Below are 18,006 nucleotides of genomic sequence, written 5' to 3' on the forward strand. Positions count from 1 at the left end.
CCTGTGTGGGAGAAGCATCTCGCGGAAAAGCCATCTATGACCTGGATCTGGTGCGTCTGGTGATCTCTGCTTCGGATCTTGGACTTTCCGGTTATCAGCTGGCAGACCGACTTTATGAGAAGTACAGGATTGGTATGGAACTGGCAGACGATCGATATGTGGTTGCCGTTGTAACATATGCCAATGAAGAGAGTGATATGAGGCAGCTGGTGGAGGCACTGGAAGACATCAGCAGGAAAATGACGGGAAACACCAGTGGGGATGCCGCGAATGTGGAGACACGTCTGATTCCACCGATTCCACCGATGATCGATACCCCGCGACAGGCTTTTTTTAAAGAAAAGAAACGGATTCCCTGGCGGGAAGCAAAAGGAAGGATTGCAGCAGAAGCATTGATTCCGTATCCACCGGGAATACCACTGGTCAATCCGGGAGAACTGGTGACGGAGGAAATCTGGGAATATATGGAAGAATACAGAAAAAAAGGACTTCACTTTCACGGACCATCGGATGCTTCACTGGACAGCTTTTGTGTGTTATAATAAAACCAGACTTGACAAAACAGGAGGACAGATATTTGAAACTGATATCATGGAATGTAAATGGGCTGCGGGCCTGTGTGACGAAAGGATTCAAGGAACGATTTCAGGAATTGGATGCGGACATTTTCTGTATTCAGGAGAGTAAACTGCAGGAAGGACAGATTGAGCTGGAACTTCCGGGATATTATCAGTACTGGAATTATGCAGTGAAAAAGGGATATTCAGGTACGGCGATTTTTACAAAGCAGGAGCCGCTGTCTGTGCGATATGGAATCAACATCGAGGAACATGACCAGGAGGGTAGGGTGATTACACTGGAATACCCGGATTTTTTCATGGTGACCGTATACACACCAAATTCTCAGAACGAACTGGCCAGGCTTCCTTACCGGATGCAATGGGAAGATGATTTTCTTGCGTATCTGAAAGGGCTGGAGAAAGAGAAACCTGTTATTTTTTGCGGTGACCTTAATGTCGCACACTGTGAGCGAGACTTAAAGAACCCGAAAACCAATCGGAAAAATGCCGGATTCACCGATGAAGAGCGCACAAAATTCTCAAGAGTCCTGGAATCTGGTTTCATCGATACCTTTCGTTATTTTTACCCGGAGCAGGAAGGAATCTACTCCTGGTGGTCTTATCGGTTCAAAGCGAGAGAAAAGAATGCAGGATGGCGGATCGACTATTTCTGTGTGTCCGAAAGCCTGAAAGACCGGCTGGAAGATGCGAAGATCCACACAGAGATTTTTGGATCCGATCATTGTCCGGTAGAACTGGATATTTGTTTATAGAGGGGGAAAAAGATGGGAACAGAAAGAAAACCCTGGAAGATCAGTCCGGGTGATCCATCCCGTCCGGGAGTGACCGGAAAAGGAAACCGGTATAATTTTGCTGTGGATACCAGAACAGGAGAATCACTGGAACTTCTGTTTTATAGGGACGGGAGAGAAGAACAGCGTATCTTGCTGGATGAGACTTATCGCACCGGCAGACGGTATGCGGTGATGGTCGAAAAACCGGGGCTGCACCAGTATGAGTATCGGTACCGGCAGGGAGAGATAACATTTACTGATCCTGCGGCAAGACTGGTGACGGGTGAACCGTGTTTTGGCGAAAAAGCGGAAGGGGAAGTGATGACCTCGGCAAAAGTGCTGAGAGGATACGAAGTGATGCCCCTTGCGGAATCGATTCCCTATGAAAATATGGTGATTTATAAAGTTCATCCGAGAGGCTACACGATGCAGAAGACCTCCGGGGTGCGGGCGAAGGGAACGTTTCAGGGACTTGCGGAGAAGATCCCGTACTGGAAAGAACTGGGGATTACCTCGCTGGAACTGATGCCGTCGTATGATTTTGAAGAATATCCGTCAAAAACCGGCGAAAAAGACCGGTATGGGTATGATAAAACGATACGGTATCAGGAAGAAAAACTTAATTACTGGGGATATACGAAAGGAAATTATTTTGCTCCGAAGGCATCTTACTGTAAGAGTAATCAGCCGGAGAAGGAGCTAAAAAGCTTTTTCAGCGCTCTTCATGAGGCTGGCATCGAGTATCTGATGGATTTTTATTTTCCGGCGGAGACGGATCCACAGACGGTGTTGGAAGTGCTGCGGTTCTGGCGGATGGAATACCGGGTGGACGGATTTGTCCTGATGGGTGATGGTGTCTGGATGGAACTTTTGGCAAGAGATTCGGTACTTGCGGATGTGAAACTGATCGGCTGTGGCTATGATATGGGTGAAATCGCAAGAAAACTGGGCGGAAAAAAACGTCTGGCAGCCTGTCACAGCGGATTCCAGAGCGTGATGCGCCGTTTTCTCAGAGGTGATGAGGATCAGGTGAATGGATTCTTATATTACACCAGAGAAAATCCCCAGGATCACGGTGAGGTTCATTATCTGGCAAACCACGATGGTTTTACCCTGGCAGATATGACCAGTTATGATACCCGTCATAATATGGAGAACGGTGAGGAAAACCGGGACGGCAGTGCGTATAATTACAGCTGGAACTGTGGTGTGGAAGGCCCGACAAGAAAAACGTCGATTCTGGAACTTCGAAGAAGACAGATGAGGAATGCCATGCTGCTGTTGTTTTTGTCACAGGGGACTCCGTTGTTATACGGCGGTGACGAACTGGAAAACAGCCAGATGGGTAATAACAATGCATATTGTCAGGACAATGAAATCGGATGGATAGACTGGAAAAAGGGCAGATCTTACAGCCAGTTTACCGGGTTTGTAAAGGATCTGATCCGTTTTCGAAAAGATCATCCGATCCTGCATATGCCACAGGAGCTACGCCCGACCGATTACAAATCCCTGGGCTGGCCGGAAATCTCCTATCATTCGGAACGCGCCTGGTTTGCAGACACAGAGAGCAGCAGCCGGCAGATCGGGATTCTGTACTGTGGTGGTTATGCAAAAGAGATGACCGGGAAAGAAGATGTGTTTATCTATGTGATCTACAACATGCACTGGAATGAACACAAATTTGCCCTGCCGGATATCCCGGAGGGGATGCGATGGTATCTGGCGATTGATTCTTCGAAAAAAAACAGTGTCTGCCCGAAAGGAAAGGAACTGCTGTTGGAAGAGAAGAAATCAATCTATGTAAAACCGCGGACGATACTGGTATTATTAGGGGATGCCAGAGAATCGGGGGCAAAAGCCTGACGCAAGCTTGCCGGCAGGAAGGTTTCTGCCTTCGTACTCATCAAAAATGTGAGTAAGTGAGCAAAATACTTTTTGCCCACAAAATCTTAGAAAAACAGGGAGATAAGTAATATGAACGCATGGGGACATTTTAAGACGATCACATCCCATAAATTTCTGGTTATGAAGTATTGTTTTAAGGTGGGATTGTATAAGCAGGGATTTTTGCATGACCTGTCGAAATATTCTCCTACCGAGTTCATGGTGGGAGCAAAATACTATCAGGGAACCAGAAGCCCCAACAATGCAGAGAGAGAAGCCACCGGAGTATCTACTTCCTGGCTGCATCACAAAGGAAGAAACAAACATCATTTTGAATATTGGGTAGATTACGGAATCGGAGCGGAGCATGTACTTGCCGGTATGCCGATGCCAAGAAAATATATCGCCGAGATGATCATGGACCGCATTAGCGCATCACGGATCTATCACCCGGAAACCTATACAGATGCCTCACCGCTGGAATATTTCCTGAAAGGAAAAGACCGACTGTGGTTCATTCATCCGGATACCAGCGCACAGATTGAATATCTGCTGCGGATGCTGGCAGTGAAAGGGGAGGAAAAGACCCTCTGGTATATCAAACATGTGTATCTGAAAAATAAAGGCAGATTCGGCGGAAGCGGATCCACCTATGTAAGCCCGGAGAGAGGGGTACCTACCCCAAAATGAAGAAAGAAGATGGCCGGTATTGTTCTGCGAGAGCAGAGCGATGCCGGCGGTCTTTTTTATTGCGTTGCATTTCTGCCACAGTTCTATTGCTTATGTAGCTTGACAAAAATGAAAAGATGACATATACTTTGAAAAGATAATAATTTGAAGTTCAAAATAAAAGCGAAGAAGAGGAACATATATGACAACGAAAATTATAGGAACAGGAAGTTATCTGCCGGAATATGTGGTGACCAATGACGATCTGGCAAAGCTGGTGGATACAAGTGATGAGTGGATCGCTTCCCGGACGGGGATTCGAAATCGACGAATTGCTACCAACGAAAGTGGAATAGATATGGCAGCAGCTGCGGCAGAGGAAGCATTAAAAGATGCAGGGATGGACGGATCGGAGATTGATCTGATCCTGGTGGCAACGTGCAGCAGTGATTTTCAGTTTCCCAGTACTGCATGTCTGGTGCAGAAAGCCATCCATGCTACGAACGCGGCGGCGTTTGATCTGAGTGCGGCATGTTCCGGTTTTTTATTTGCCCTGCATACCGCACATGCGTATATCTGTGCCGGGATTTATAAAAATATCCTGCTGGTGGGCGTGGAAGTGCTGTCTAAACTGATCGACTGGAACGACCGTTCCACCTGTGTCCTGTTCGGGGATGGTGCCGGAGCGGCGGTGGTAACGGCGGCAGATCATGGAATGGAAGGGTTTGTTCAGTGGTCGGACGGCATGGGCGGTGAAGTACTTACCTGCCCGGGAAGGAAAATAGAGAATCCATGGAAAGAGAATGATTCTGAAACTGAATATATTCAGATGAACGGACAGGAAGTTTTTCGATTTGCAGTGAAAAAGGTCCCGGAATGTATCCGACAGGTAACAGAAAAGACCGAAACTCAGATAGAAACAATTGACTGGTTTATTCTTCATCAGGCTAACAGCAGAATCATTCAGTCCGTGGCAAAGCGGCTTGGGGTGCCGGAAGAAAAGTTCCCGATGAATATGGAGCAGTACGGCAACACTTCCGCAGCCAGTATCCCGATCCTTCTCGATGAGATGAACAAAAAGGGAATGCTGCAGCCAGGACAGAAGATCATTCTCTCCGGATTTGGTGCGGGGCTGACCTGGGGTGCGGCGCAGATAGAGTGGTAGAAGGAAAGCAAAAGAAAAAAATACAGGAGCAACGGAAACTTGGATAAGAAGAGTTCCGTTGCTCTTTTTTATATTGCGTGGGTAACAGGTGAAAGTTTGTAGTTGCTTCAGAATGCTGAAAAATAAAATCAGAAAAATGAGAAATACTATACAATAAGTACCTTGACAAAATACCCACAGGGGGTATATAGTAAAGATACTCCCCGTGGGTATATGAAAAATAAATGAGGTGATCAATTGAAAGAACAGAATCCTACACGAAAGGATGAATCTATAAAAACAGATAACGAAATATGTGAGATGTGTGCAAAAGAAAGTGAAGAACCGGAAAAAAATATTGCACAGGAAGAAAACGGATGCTGCTGTTACCGCAAGACCACAGCCCGTTCCCAGGATGAGCGAAAGAAGTTGATGAACCGTCTGAGCCGAATCGAAGGACAGATTCGCGGCATCAAGGGGATGCTTGAAAAAGATGCCTACTGCAACGATATCCTGATTCAGTCCGCAGCGGTCAGCGCTGCAATGAATGCGTTTAACCGGGAGTTGTTGTCCAGCCATATTCATTCCTGTGTTGTCCGGGATATTCGTGAGGGAAAAGACGAAGTAGTGGATGAGCTGATGGCAACACTGCAGAAATTGATGAAATAAGGAGTGCGAGAGTACGAAGTACGGAGCAATCCGGTATCGATAAAAAAGCTATTATACAAATTTATGTACAGAAAGGGTGAAGCAAGACATGAGACAATACAATGTAACCGGAATGAGCTGCGCCGCCTGCAGTGCCAGAGTGGAAAAAGCAGTGGGCAAAGTTCCGGGAGTTACCTCCTGCTCCGTCAGCCTTCTGACCAATTCGATGGGCGTGGAAGGAGATGTACTGCCGGAGCAGATCATTGCGGCGGTGGAACAGGCAGGATACGGTGCCTCCGAAAAAGGAGCCGGAGAAAAGAAACAGTCCGGAGCCGATGCAACTGCACTGGAAGACAAAGAGACACCGGTTTTAAAACGCAGACTGATCGCATCTGTAGGATTTTTACTGGTATTGATGTATTTTTCCATGGGACATATGATGTGGGGATGGCCGCTGCCGGCGTGGTTTGAGGATAACCATATCGCGATGGGTCTGGTACAACTGCTTCTGGCAGGTATTGTCATGGTGATCAACCAGAAGTTCTTTATCAGTGGTTTTAAGAGCCTGTGGCACAGATCCCCGAACATGGATACGCTGGTAGCGATGGGATCGATGGCATCCTTCTTATGGAGTGTGTATGTTCTCTTTGCAATGACCAGAGCACAGGTGGACGGCAATATGGAAGCGGTCATGGATTATATGATGGATTTTTATTTTGAATCCGCAGCAATGATCCTGACACTGATCACCGTAGGAAAGATGCTTGAGGCGAGATCCAAGGGAAAGACCACGGATGCACTGAAAGGCCTTATGAATATAGCACCGAAGATCGCCGTTCTCGTGAAGGGAGAAAAAGAAGTCACCGTACCGATCGAACAGGTAGAAAAAGGAGATATTTTTGTGGTTCGCCCGGGCGAGAGTATTCCGGTGGATGGAAAGATCCTGGAAGGACACAGTGCAGTCAATGAAGCGGCACTGACCGGAGAGAGCATCCCGGTGGATAAAGAAGAGGGTGACCTGGTATCGGCAGCTACGATCAACCAATCCGGATTTATCCGCTGTGAAGCCACGAGAGTCGGGGAAGATACCACATTGTCCCAGATCATCCGGATGGTCAGCGACGCGGCTGCGACAAAAGCGCCGATTGCGAAGATCGCAGATAAAGTTTCCGGTGTATTTGTACCGGTGGTTATCCTGATCGCGGTAGTTACGACGATCGTATGGCTGCTTGCCGGACAGAATGTCGGCTATGCACTGGCAAGAGGTATTTCCGTACTGGTCATCAGCTGCCCGTGTGCACTGGGACTTGCCACACCGGTAGCGATCATGGTTGGTAACGGTATGGGAGCGAAAAATGGTATCCTCTTTAAAACCGCTGTTTCGCTGGAAGAAGCCGGAAGAGTGAAGATCGTGGCACTGGATAAGACAGGAACCATCACAAGCGGGGAGCCGCGGGTAACGGATCTGGTGTGCGAACCAGGATATGATGAAAAAACACTGTTGGAACTGGCAGGAGCACTGGAAAAGAAGAGCGAACATCCGCTGGCGAAAGCTGTATTGTTAGAGATTGCACAGCGAAAAATCGCCACCAAAGAAGTGGAAGACTTCCGGGCACTGGCAGGAAATGGTCTGACGGGAATATTGGAGGGACACAGACTGCTCGGTGGAAGCATGAAATATATCAGCAGCCAGGTGACAGTAGGAAAACAGGTAAAAAATCAGGCACAGATACTGGCAAAACAGGGAAAAACCCCATTGCTTTTTGCAAAGGATGACGTATTGATCGGTATGATCGCCGTTGCTGACGTGATCAAGGAAGACAGCCCGAAAGCGGTACAGGAACTGCAGAATATGGGTATCCGGGTCGTTATGCTGACCGGGGACAATGAGCAGACTGCAAAAGCGATCGGTGCACAGGCAGGGGTGGATCAGGTTATCGCCGGAGTCCTTCCGGATGGAAAAGAAGCCGTGATCCGCAAATTAAAAGAATACGGAAAAGTAGCCATGGTCGGAGACGGTATCAACGATGCGCCGGCACTGACCAGAGCCGATATCGGAATCGCCATCGGTGCAGGTGCAGATGTGGCGATCGATGCCGCAGATGTAGTACTGATGAAGAGCCGTCTGAGTGACGTTCCGGCAGCTGTCCGGTTAAGCCGTGCAACATTGAGAAATATCCATGAGAACCTGTTTTGGGCATTTTTCTATAACATTATCGGTATTCCGCTGGCAGCCGGTGTGTGGATCCCGATCTTCGGATGGACACTGAACCCGATGTTCGGAGCACTGGCGATGAGCCTGTCGAGTTTCTGCGTAGTATCGAATGCTCTGCGCCTGAATCTTTTTAAAGTGAAAGATTCACACAGAGATCATAAGATAAAAAATGAAGTTACCCTTCCGCAATGGGAGGCATCGAAAGGAGAAAAGAATATGACGAAGACAATGACAATTAAAGGTATGATGTGCGGACACTGTGAAGCAAGAGTGAGAAAGACTCTGGAAGAACTGGAACATGTAACCGAAGCACAGGTTAGCCATGAAAAAGGAACTGCAGTGGTATGCATGGAGACAGAAGTAGCAGATGAGGTTCTGAAAAAAGCGGTGGAAGACCAGGGATATCAGGTGGAAAACATTCAGTAAAAGTGAAGAACAGATCTGAAAGAAAGAAGGAAACAAAATGGTAAAGACAATCGTTGGCGTGGACGGCATGATGTGTGGCATGTGCGAAAGTCATGTGAACGAAGCGGTGAGAAATGCATTTCCAATCAAGAAAGTAAGCTCTTCTCACGGAAAGAAACAGACAGAGATCATCTCTGAAGAATCTCTGGATCATGAAAAACTGAAAGCAGCCATCGAAAAAACAGGTTATCAGGTAACTTCTGTGACAGAAGAACCGTATAAGAAAAAAGGATTTTCCCTGTTTGGAAGATGAGAAAATGGGAAAAGGAAAAGGTGTCCGGGAGGATGCCTTTTCTTTTTCGGAAAGAAACTGAGCATTCTGTATTCGCTTTTTCGATGTGGCACTTAGAATGGCACTCAGAGTAAGGCTGATATTTCCCTGTTGCCATGCTGCTGATGAATCTACTATTTTTTCGAATTTATACTGTTGCGGATTGATAAAATTTTGGATGATATATCTGATCAGATCAGTGAGAAAAAAGAATATCTTTCGGAGCCTGTTCAAAAGAAATCATCTTCAACCGGCGATTGAGATGAATCTGGTCAGGATGACGATACCGGATAAGCCAAACAGCAGGAATCAGAGGTATGTGAAAATCTGATAAAGATTTATAGCATTGGAAGTCAAAAGTAAATAAAAATCAAAACCTACAGGCATGGAAGATCCGGGAAAGGTCGAAACTTCCGTGCCTGTAAAACTATAGTACACTTTTTGAAAAAATCATGCTATAATAAAATACTGAAATTATACGACAGAGGACGAAGAGCATGGAACAGGCAGATAATTTATTGTTGCGGATTCAAAAATATGATAAGACTTTCAGCAAAGGGCAGAAACGTCTGGCAGCGTATGTGCTGAAAAATTATGACAAAGCGGTATTCCTGACGGCATTGAAACTGGGGAAAGAAGTGGGTGTCAGTGAGTCGACGACCGTGCGATTTGCCACACAGCTGGGGTACAAAGGATTTCCGGAATTTCACCGGGCACTGGAAGAACTGGTGCGGAATAAGCTAAATTCGATCCAACGCATGAAAGTGACCTACGGGCATGTACCGGAAGCAGAGATCCTGGATACGGTGTTTCAGTCAGATATCGAGATCATCAAGCTGACGATGGAACATATCGATCATGCGGCATTTGAGATGGCGGTGGAGACACTGCTTTCTGCGAGAACTATCTATATTATCGGTATCCGGAGCTGTGCACCCTTAGCCAGCTTTTTGAGTTTTTATCTGAATATGATCCTGGACGATGTGCGTCTGATCCAGACGAGCAGCGCCAGCGAGATCTTTGAACAGATGATCCGTATCGGAGATCAGGATGCAATCATCGGCATCAGTTTTCCGCGGTATTCCATGCGAACCTTAAAGGCAATTGAGTTTGCCAACAACCGGAATGCAAAGGTGATCACACTGACCGACAGTGTGCATTCTCCGATCAATCTGTATTCATCCTGCAATCTTATCGCGAGAAGTGATATGGCATCCATCGTCGATTCTCTTGTGGCACCGTTGAGCGTGGTTAACGCACTGGTGGTGGCACTTTGTATGAAGCGGCAGAAAGAAGTTGTGCATACCCTTGAGACTATGGAAAAAATATGGGACGAATATCAGGTATACAGCAACGATGAGATGGAACATGCGGTCGATACGATCAAGATGTTGAACCCGGAACAGGAGGACCATAAAACATGAAACGATTTTTGATTATCGGCGGAGGTGCGGCGGGTATGCTGGCTTCTGTCTACGCGGCGCGAAATGGTATGGAAGTGCATCTGTTTGAACAGAACGAAAAACTCGGAAAGAAACTTTTCATTACCGGAAAAGGCAGATGCAACTTTACCAACGGCTGTGCCACAGAGGAACTGTTTGAGTCCTTCATTACCAACCCGCGCTTTTTATACAGTGCCGTCTACGGTTACACGAACTACGATGTGATCGACTTCTTTGAAACTGCAGGTGTAAAGACAAAGATGGAGCGGGGTGGACGGATGTTCCCGTTGTCTGACCATTCTTCAGACATCATCAGGGCGCTGGAACAGCAGATGAAGAAAGCCGGTGTGAAGATTCATCTGGGAAGCCGGGTAAAACGGCTTCTTGTGGAAAAAGAAGAGGACGCAAATGCAAAGATCACCGGAATCCAGCTGGATAACGGAGAAAAGATCCGGGGCGAACAGGTACTGGTTGCCACTGGCGGTAATTCTTATCCGTCCACAGGCTCCACCGGGGACGGATACCGGATAGCAAAAGAGAGTGGTCATACCGTAACGGATCTGCAGCCGTCTCTGGTGCCGATGGTGACGGCTGAGGAATATATTCCGAGATTACAGGGACTGTCATTGAAAAATGTGACATTCTCTTTGTATGACGGAAAAAAATGTGTCTACGAAGATTTCGGGGAAATGATGTTTACACATTTTGGGATTACCGGCCCGCTGGTGTTATCAGCCAGCGCAAAGGTGGGAAAACTGTTAAAAAAGAAGTATCTGACGGCGAGGATTGATCTGAAACCGGCACTGACCGCAGAGCAGCTTGACGCAAGACTTCTGCGGGAATTCGAAGAAGGAAAGAACAAACAGTTTAAAAACGTGGCCGGTTCTTTATTCCCGGCAAAACTTCTTCCGGTTATGCTGGATCTCGGCGGCATCGCACCGGGGAAAAAAGTGCATGAGATCACCAGAGAAGAACGTGCCGGATTTATCGAAAAGACGAAAGCCTTTCCATTTACCGTGACCGGACTGCGGGGCTTCCAGGAGGCCATCATCACAAAAGGCGGCGTTCAGGTAAAAGAAGTGGATCCGAAGACGATGGAGTCCAAAAAGACAAAAGGGCTTTATTTTGCCGGAGAAGTGCTGGATCTGGATGCACTGACCGGTGGTTATAATCTGCAGATCGCTTGGTCAACGGCTCATGCGGCGGCAATGGCGGCAGCTGAGGCAGAAAGATAAAAGCAGAAAACTGCTTGGTAAGAAGAATATTTCAGGATATTTTAGGACAATAAGACTGTCAGAGGATGAAGTGGTTTTGATAAAAAGAATGTAACTATTCAGTAGCCACTGTCCCGCGAGGTGTTATCGTTTAAATGCATTTTGGCTCGTAACTGTGAAGGTACTGAATAGTTACAAAATAATACAGAAAAAACGGAATATTCCGGGGAAAGAGGAAAACATATGAGTTATGCAATCGCAATCGACGGACCGTCCGGTGCCGGAAAAAGCACCATCGCAAAAAGAGTGGCAAAAGAACTGTCTTTTATTTATGTAGATACCGGAGCCATGTACCGTGCCATGGCACTGTATGTGCTGGAACAGAACATTGATCCACAGGATCAGGCGAAAGTAGCAGCAGCCTGCCCGGATATCGATGTGACGATCCTTTACGAAGACGGCGTACAGCAGGTTCTGTTAAACGGAAAAAATGTATCCACAGAGATCCGTCAGGAAATCGTAGGAAATACCGCATCCAAGATCTCCGTGATCAAAGAAGTGAGAGAAAAACTGGTAGCATTGCAAAGACAGCTGGCAGCAAAAGAAAATGTAGTCATGGACGGAAGAGATATCGGAACACAGGTACTTCCGGATGCGACAGTCAAGATTTATCTGACCGCCAGCGCGAAAGAGCGTGCGAAGAGAAGATATCTGGAACTGCAGGAAAAAGGAATGCCGGGTGAACTCGATCAGATCGAGGCTGACATTATCGAGAGAGATAACCGTGATATGAACCGTGAGATCTCCCCGCTTCGCCAGGCAGAAGATGCAGTGCTGGTGGATGCGTCCTTTATGGGAATCGAAGAAGTGACTGCGGCAGTGATTGCAGAATTTGAGAAAAAGAAACAGGCATAAGAGGTGCATATGGAAGAAAGAAAGATTCTGGTAGCCCGTACCGCGGGATTCTGTTTCGGCGTGAAACGGGCGGTGGAAAAAGTATATGAACAGGTCAACATGGGCAAACAGAATATTTACACCTATGGACCGATCATTCATAATGAAGAAGTGGTGACGGATCTGGGGAAAAAAGGTGTCCGGGTTCTGGAAAATGAACAGGAACTGAAAAATCTTATGGAAGGAACTGTGGTGATCCGTTCTCATGGCGTACCGAAAGAAATCTACGAAGTGATCGAAGAAAAAGGGCTGGAATGTGTGGATGCCACTTGCCCGTTTGTACGGAAGATCCATAAGATCGTGGAGCGGGAAAGTAAAGCAGGACGCCATATTATTATTGTTGGCAATGATACTCATCCGGAAGTGGAAGGCATCAAAGGCTGGTGTGAAGGTCCGGTGACTGTGATATCCAGCCACGAAGAAGCCGAAAATCTCGCCTTTCCGGAGGGTGAAAAGCTGTGTGTGGTGAGTCAGACGACATTTAATTACAACAAATTTCAAGAATTAGTTGAAATCTTTGAAAAAAAGAGGTATGATAAAGTTGTTTTAAATACAATCTGTAGTGCGACCGAGGAAAGACAGATGGAAGCACGGCAGATTGCCTGCGAAGCAGATACCATGATTGTCATTGGCGGCAGACATAGTTCCAATACGCAGAAATTATACGAGATTTGTCGAAAAGAGTGTGAAAATACTTACTATATACAGACACTTGTTGATTTGGATACTAAGCCTTTTCAATGTATTGGTTGCGTAGGTATTACAGCGGGGGCTTCCACCCCAAATAATATAATTGAGGAGGTTCAAAAACATGTCAGAATTAAGTTTTGAACAAATGCTGGAAGAATCATTAAAAACAATTAGAAATGGGGAGGTAGTCGAAGGTACAGTAATCGACGTCAAAGAAGACGAGATCATTTTAAATATTGGTTACAAAGCTGATGGTATTCTTACAAAGAACGAATACAGCAACGATTCCTCTATCGACCTTACAACTGTAGTAAAACCTGGTGATACTATGGAAGTAAAAGTCCTGAAAGTAAACGACGGTGAAGGACAGGTTCTGCTGACCTACAAGAGACTGGCAGCAGAAAAAGGAAACAAGAGACTGGAAGAAGCTTTCGAAAACAAAGAAGTTCTGAAAGCAAAAGTTTCTCAGGTACTGAATGGCGGACTGAGTGTAGTGATCGACGAAGCAAGAGTATTCATTCCTGCAAGTCTGGTTTCTGATACTTATGAAAAAGATCTGAGCAAATATGCAGATCAGGAAATCGAATTCGTTATCACAGAGTTCAACCCGAGAAGAAGAAGAATCATCGGTGACAGAAAACAGCTGTTACTGGCAGCAAAAGCTGAACAGCAGAAAGCTCTGTTTGAGAAGATCGCAGTTGGCGATGTTGTAGACGGTGTTGTTAAGAACGTTACAGATTTCGGTGCATTCATCGATCTGGGCGGAGCAGATGGTCTGCTGCATATCTCCGAGATGTCCTGGGGAAGAGTAGAAAACCCGAAGAAGATCTTCAAAGTCGGCGAGCCGATCAAAGTTCTGATCAAAGATATCAACGGAGATAAGATTGCACTGAGCCTGAAGTTCGAAGATCAGAACCCGTGGCTGAATGCAGATGAAAAATATGCTGTAGGAAACGTAGTAGAAGGAACAATCGCACGTATGACAGACTTTGGCGCATTCGTTGAACTGGAACCAGGCGTAGATGCTCTTCTGCATGTATCCCAGATCTCCAGAGAACATGTGGAAAAACCTTCAGATGTTCTGAGCGTAGGTCAGGTAATCACAGCAAAAGTTGTTGATTTCAACGGCGAAGAGAAAAAAATCAGCCTGAGCATGAAAGCTCTGGAGCCTGCAGCTGAAGAAGCAGCAGAGGAAGAGTAATCTGTAGCTGAACAAAGAGATCTGACAGATCATAAATTTATGTAAGCAAAAGATAAGCCACCCGATATGCAAAACAGTATGTCGGGTGGTTTTTATGCATATGACAAAACAAAATCCGTGATTGTGTGTGTGACAATCGCGGATTTTTCTATATTATAATCAATCATTCAAAAATATTTATTGTAGCACATGAGAAAGCAGATGGTTTAAGTATTTTAGGAGCTGCTCCTGATCTTTATCAAAATCTTCCGGCAAAAGAAACCAGCTGCTTTTTTCCTTGCGCTCATCCCGGAAAGCCGGAGTGAAAAGTTCTTCGTACTGGGGATAAAAGCAGCCGTTTACTTTTTTACAGCAGTTGTCCGGCGTTGCTTTCTCGCGGTGATCTTTGTCAACATAAGCCCCCACACTCTTATGAATCGCCTCGTCTTCCATTGGAAGATAATAGTATTCTTTATAATTGGGATAGAAGAATTTTTTACATCCTGTCTCCGGGCGGATCTCTAAGAGAAGCTTTTGGGGAGTTATGCGAAGCACAACGTGGGGTAGTTTCTTTTCAAAGCTGACAGGAAATGGATGTTCAGGCTGCACAGAAAGGAGCAAAGTTCCTTCCGCTGTATGAGTGCATGTGATAAATTCCTGACAATTTCCTGTCCATAAAGTACGGATCGAAAAGAGCGGCAGAAGTTTCAGCATCCCTTCCACATCTTCTTTGTTATGCAGACAAAGTATTTCAAGCAGGTGCCCATCACCACTCAACAGATATTTTTTATATACTTCAATAAGTTCCCCACCACTGTACAGGTCTTCCCGGAAAAGTCCGGTTGCATATTCCAGATCTTTCTGACGCATATGCTCCAGATGCAGGATCTTTTTTAAGGGGGAAAACAGTTGATACAGATCCAGCTGCCGGGTTCCCTCCCAGGGGGCAGGCAGCTGATAAAAGGTGTATTTGTGCATCAGGTAAGGGACATCAAAGGTAGTTCCGTTATAGTGGAACAACAGTTTCCTGGTGGAGAGAAGTTCGGAAAAAGCAAGAAGCACTTCTTTTTCTTCGCCGGGTTTCTGGCAGAACCACTGCCTGTGAATCCAGATTTCATTTTCATAAAAAACAGCTCCAAGAAGATAAAGATGAGAGGTCTTCCAAGATAATCCTGTGGTTTCGATATCAAAAAACAGACAGTTTTCCGGAGAAAATTCTTCCTGTGTCAATATGTAATCCGGTAATATCACCGGGTAATCTTTTTGCAGCATATAGTATCCTTTCTGTGAGTGTGTTAATAAAATGTCAAAATGTACCAAAAATAATAGCTAAAACATACCGTGTATCTAATATTATATACAAAAAAATAAAATAAACAGTATTTTTTTTGGAAATAATAAGCTATAATGGTAACAGTGATATGATAATTTTATCATAAATAAAAAGAAGGAGGAAGAGGGATTGAGTTTTGAGATTCTGGGAGTTGATCTGTATCATATTCTCAGTTGGTTTATTGTATACAGCTTTATGGGATGGATCTGGGAAAGCTGTTACGTATCAGCCAAAAGCAAAAAATGGGTAAACAGGGGATTTGTATCCGGACCGTTTGTAACAATCTATGGAGTGGGGGCGGTGACCGTCTACGTGATCTTACGTCCGGTGGCAGGAAACATCCTGGAACTCTATTTTGCAGGGGTGGCAGTCGCTACGATTCTGGAATATGTGACAGGTGTACTGATGGAAGCTATTTTTCACACCAACTGGTGGGATTACAGCGATAAAAAGTTTAACTTTCAGGGAAAAATCTGTCTGGGCAGTTCTGTAGCATGGGGATTTTTCACATTGATTCTGTTTTATGTATTTCAGCCGGTTGTAGGGGATCTGGTGGAAATGGTTCCGAGAAAAACAGGAATCGTACTGGTCTATGTATGGCTGGCGGGATATACCGTGGATTTTGCATTTTCCGCAGCAGCAGCTTTCGATCTGCGAAGCAAGATGAAGAAACTGGATGTTGTCTGGGACGAATTCCAGGAGAATCTGCGGGATACCAAACTGTATGAGGTGGCAGAGGAAGCCCGTGCGAAAGCAGAAGTTTACCGGATGGCACTTCCGGTTGGCAAGTGGAACGATATGATCGAAGAACGTAAGAAAATGTTCCGCGAGACGGTAGAGCGCTACAGTGCAAACGACAGCAGACTTCTGGAAACGAAAGATAATATCCTGGGCAAATACGAAGAGTTTGTACAGAAGTATGGGGATGTGAAAAAGAGTATCCGTCATATCTCCAGGAGACATCTCCGGGCGTATCCGAATATGGTCAGCAGTTTTGAACGTCGTCGGAGACTGACTCTGAAAAAGAACCGTAAACAGAACAAGAAGAGTGCGTAAAAGCTGACAAAATGCGCAAGAATGAAAAGGGAGGACTAGTGTATGGGGTCTGGAACATTTAGAGGAGGTATCCACCCGTATGACGGGAAAGAGCTGTCAAGAGACCGGGCGATCCAGGATATCCGTCCGGGAAAAGAACTGGCCTATCTTGTATCTCAACATATCGGGGCACCTGCAAAACCGATTGTAAAAAAAGGTGATCGGGTTCTGGTGGGACAGATGATCGCAGAGGCAGGGGGCTTTGTATCCGCTCCGGTTTATGCATCGGTATCCGGCGTGGTAAAGGGAATTGAAAAACGTTTGACAGCAACCGGAGGCTACTGTGATGCGATTATAGTGGAAAACGATGAAGTGTACGAATCAGTAGCGTTTGAAGAAACAAAAGATATCACACAATTATCCAAAGACGAGATCTGTGGGAAGATTCAGAAAGCGGGTATCGTAGGTATGGGTGGTGCAGGATTCCCTACGCATGTAAAGCTTTCACCGAAAGAACCGGAAAAGATCAAATACATTCTAGTCAATGGTGCAGAATGTGAGCCATATCTGACTTCCGACTACCGGATCATGCTGGAACAGCCGGAAAAACTGGTTGGCGGACTGAAAGTGATACTGCAGCTTTTTGATGGTGCAAAAGGATATATCTGTATTGAGGACAACAAACCGGAGGGCATTGCAAAACTGCAGGAGCTGGTAGAAGGCGAAGCAAATATCGAAGTACAGCCATTAAAGACAAAATATCCACAGGGTGCAGAGCGTATGCTGATCTATGCAGTGACCGGAGAGACAATCAATTCTTCCATGCTTCCGGCAGATGCCGGATGTATCGTGGATAATGTGGATACCGTGGTGTCGATCTATGAGGCAGTGGCAGAAGGAAAGCCACTGATGCAGCGGATCGTAACAGTCACCGGAGACGGTGTGAATATACCATCTAACTTCCGGGCACCGGTGGGTATGGATTTTCAGGAACTTCTGGATGCGGCAGGTGGTCTGAAGGGCACAGTGGAGAAAGTAATCTCCGGTGGTCCGATGATGGGATTTGCCATGTTTGATTATCATGTACCGGTAACCAAAACTACATCCGCGCTTTTGGTACTGACAAAAGATGAGGTCAGCCGTTCCCGGGCTACCGCCTGCATCAACTGTGGAAGGTGTGTCAGTGAATGTCCGGAGCATCTGCTTCCGACGAAGCTTGCAACCTTTGCGGAACACAGAAAAGAAGAAGCCTTTGTCAAGTATAATGGTATGGAGTGCTGCGAATGTGGCTGTTGCAGCTATGTCTGTCCGGCAAAACGACCGCTGGTACAGGAGATCCGTTCCATGAGAAAAATGGTTATGGCCAATAGAAAGAAAAAATAAGAGGGGGATGTGAAATATGGGAGAGTTATTACATGTATCCTCATCGCCGCATATCCGTTCAAAAGTGACCACAGATTATCTTATGAAAATGGTAATCGTGGCTCTGATGCCGGCAACAGTGG

At 46.0% G+C, this 18,006-nt stretch carries 16 protein-coding genes and 1 pseudogene; 16 read left to right on the forward strand and 1 reads right to left on the reverse strand.

Annotated features, from left to right (window positions below; translation table 11 throughout):
* From MSA64_RS00790 to rpsA, 14 genes and pseudogenes are all read left to right on the forward strand, one after another.
* Positions 1-542: pseudogene (locus MSA64_RS00790) on the forward strand (hypothetical protein); the annotation flags it as partial.
* Between the two features lie 35 nt (positions 543-577).
* Positions 578-1,333, forward strand: a complete 756-nt coding sequence (gene xth, locus MSA64_RS00795; protein WP_117525338.1) for an exodeoxyribonuclease III — start codon at positions 578-580, stop codon at positions 1,331-1,333.
* Positions 1,334-1,345: 12 nt separating this feature from the next.
* Positions 1,346-3,220, forward strand: coding sequence for an alpha-amylase family glycosyl hydrolase (locus MSA64_RS00800; RefSeq protein WP_277663616.1), 1,875 nt, complete (start codon positions 1,346-1,348; stop codon positions 3,218-3,220).
* Positions 3,221-3,331: 111 nt separating this feature from the next.
* Positions 3,332-3,931, forward strand: a complete 600-nt coding sequence (locus tag MSA64_RS00805) for a DUF5662 family protein (protein WP_277663615.1) — start codon at positions 3,332-3,334, stop codon at positions 3,929-3,931.
* Between the two features lie 181 nt (positions 3,932-4,112).
* Positions 4,113-5,075 (forward strand): beta-ketoacyl-ACP synthase III, encoded by a 963-nt coding sequence (locus tag MSA64_RS00810; RefSeq protein ID WP_277663614.1) that lies wholly within the window; start codon positions 4,113-4,115, stop codon positions 5,073-5,075.
* 300 nt (positions 5,076-5,375) lie between these two features.
* Entirely contained in the window at positions 5,376-5,723 is a 348-nt protein-coding gene (locus tag MSA64_RS00815) for a metal-sensing transcriptional repressor (RefSeq protein WP_118634480.1), read from the forward strand.
* An 88-nt stretch (positions 5,724-5,811) separates the two neighbouring features.
* Entirely contained in the window at positions 5,812-8,343 is a 2,532-nt protein-coding gene (locus MSA64_RS00820) for a heavy metal translocating P-type ATPase (protein WP_287890152.1), read from the forward strand.
* Positions 8,344-8,380: 37 nt separating this feature from the next.
* Positions 8,381-8,635, forward strand: a complete 255-nt coding sequence (locus MSA64_RS00825) for a heavy-metal-associated domain-containing protein (protein WP_154432269.1) — start codon at positions 8,381-8,383, stop codon at positions 8,633-8,635.
* 196 nt (positions 8,636-8,831) lie between these two features.
* Positions 8,832-8,984, forward strand: coding sequence for a Fic family protein (locus tag MSA64_RS11885; protein WP_328597446.1), 153 nt, complete (start codon positions 8,832-8,834; stop codon positions 8,982-8,984).
* 166 nt (positions 8,985-9,150) lie between these two features.
* Entirely contained in the window at positions 9,151-10,077 is a 927-nt protein-coding gene (locus MSA64_RS00830; RefSeq protein WP_287890153.1) for a MurR/RpiR family transcriptional regulator, read from the forward strand.
* A complete protein-coding gene (locus MSA64_RS00835) occupies positions 10,074-11,330 on the forward strand; it encodes an NAD(P)/FAD-dependent oxidoreductase (protein WP_277663611.1) in 1,257 nt (418 codons plus the stop codon). Before MSA64_RS00830 ends, MSA64_RS00835 begins: the two co-directional genes overlap by 4 nt.
* Before the next feature lie 222 nt (positions 11,331-11,552).
* Entirely contained in the window at positions 11,553-12,224 is a 672-nt protein-coding gene (gene cmk / locus MSA64_RS00840) for a (d)CMP kinase (protein WP_129257366.1), read from the forward strand.
* A 9-nt stretch (positions 12,225-12,233) separates the two neighbouring features.
* Complete coding sequence (ispH, locus tag MSA64_RS00845) at positions 12,234-13,094, forward strand: 4-hydroxy-3-methylbut-2-enyl diphosphate reductase (RefSeq protein ID WP_118316516.1); 861 nt, start codon at positions 12,234-12,236, stop codon at positions 13,092-13,094.
* Entirely contained in the window at positions 13,075-14,154 is a 1,080-nt protein-coding gene (gene rpsA, locus MSA64_RS00850; protein WP_022173164.1) for a 30S ribosomal protein S1, read from the forward strand. Before ispH ends, rpsA begins: the two co-directional genes overlap by 20 nt.
* 177 nt (positions 14,155-14,331) lie before the next feature.
* On the opposite strand, the gene MSA64_RS00855 is transcribed toward rpsA, so the two are convergent.
* The gene (locus MSA64_RS00855; protein ID WP_154432274.1) at positions 14,332-15,405 is read right to left on the reverse strand and encodes a ribonuclease H-like domain-containing protein; all 1,074 of its coding nucleotides are present in this window, start codon (positions 15,403-15,405) and stop codon (positions 14,332-14,334) included.
* Positions 15,406-15,595: 190 nt separating this feature from the next.
* Here MSA64_RS00855 and MSA64_RS00860 point away from each other — a divergent pair, with 190 nt between their 5' ends.
* Together MSA64_RS00860 and rsxC are read left to right on the forward strand one after the other, a co-directional pair.
* Positions 15,596-16,522 (forward strand): putative ABC transporter permease, encoded by a 927-nt coding sequence (locus tag MSA64_RS00860; protein ID WP_277663609.1) that lies wholly within the window; start codon positions 15,596-15,598, stop codon positions 16,520-16,522.
* Between the two features lie 42 nt (positions 16,523-16,564).
* Positions 16,565-17,884, forward strand: a complete 1,320-nt coding sequence (gene rsxC, locus MSA64_RS00865) for an electron transport complex subunit RsxC (RefSeq protein ID WP_277663608.1) — start codon at positions 16,565-16,567, stop codon at positions 17,882-17,884.
* Positions 17,885-18,006: the final 122 nt, after the last annotated feature.

Origin of the sequence: Oliverpabstia sp., assembly GCF_022785585.1 — a bacterium.
Lineage (GTDB): Bacteria > Bacillota > Clostridia > Lachnospirales > Lachnospiraceae > Oliverpabstia > Oliverpabstia intestinalis.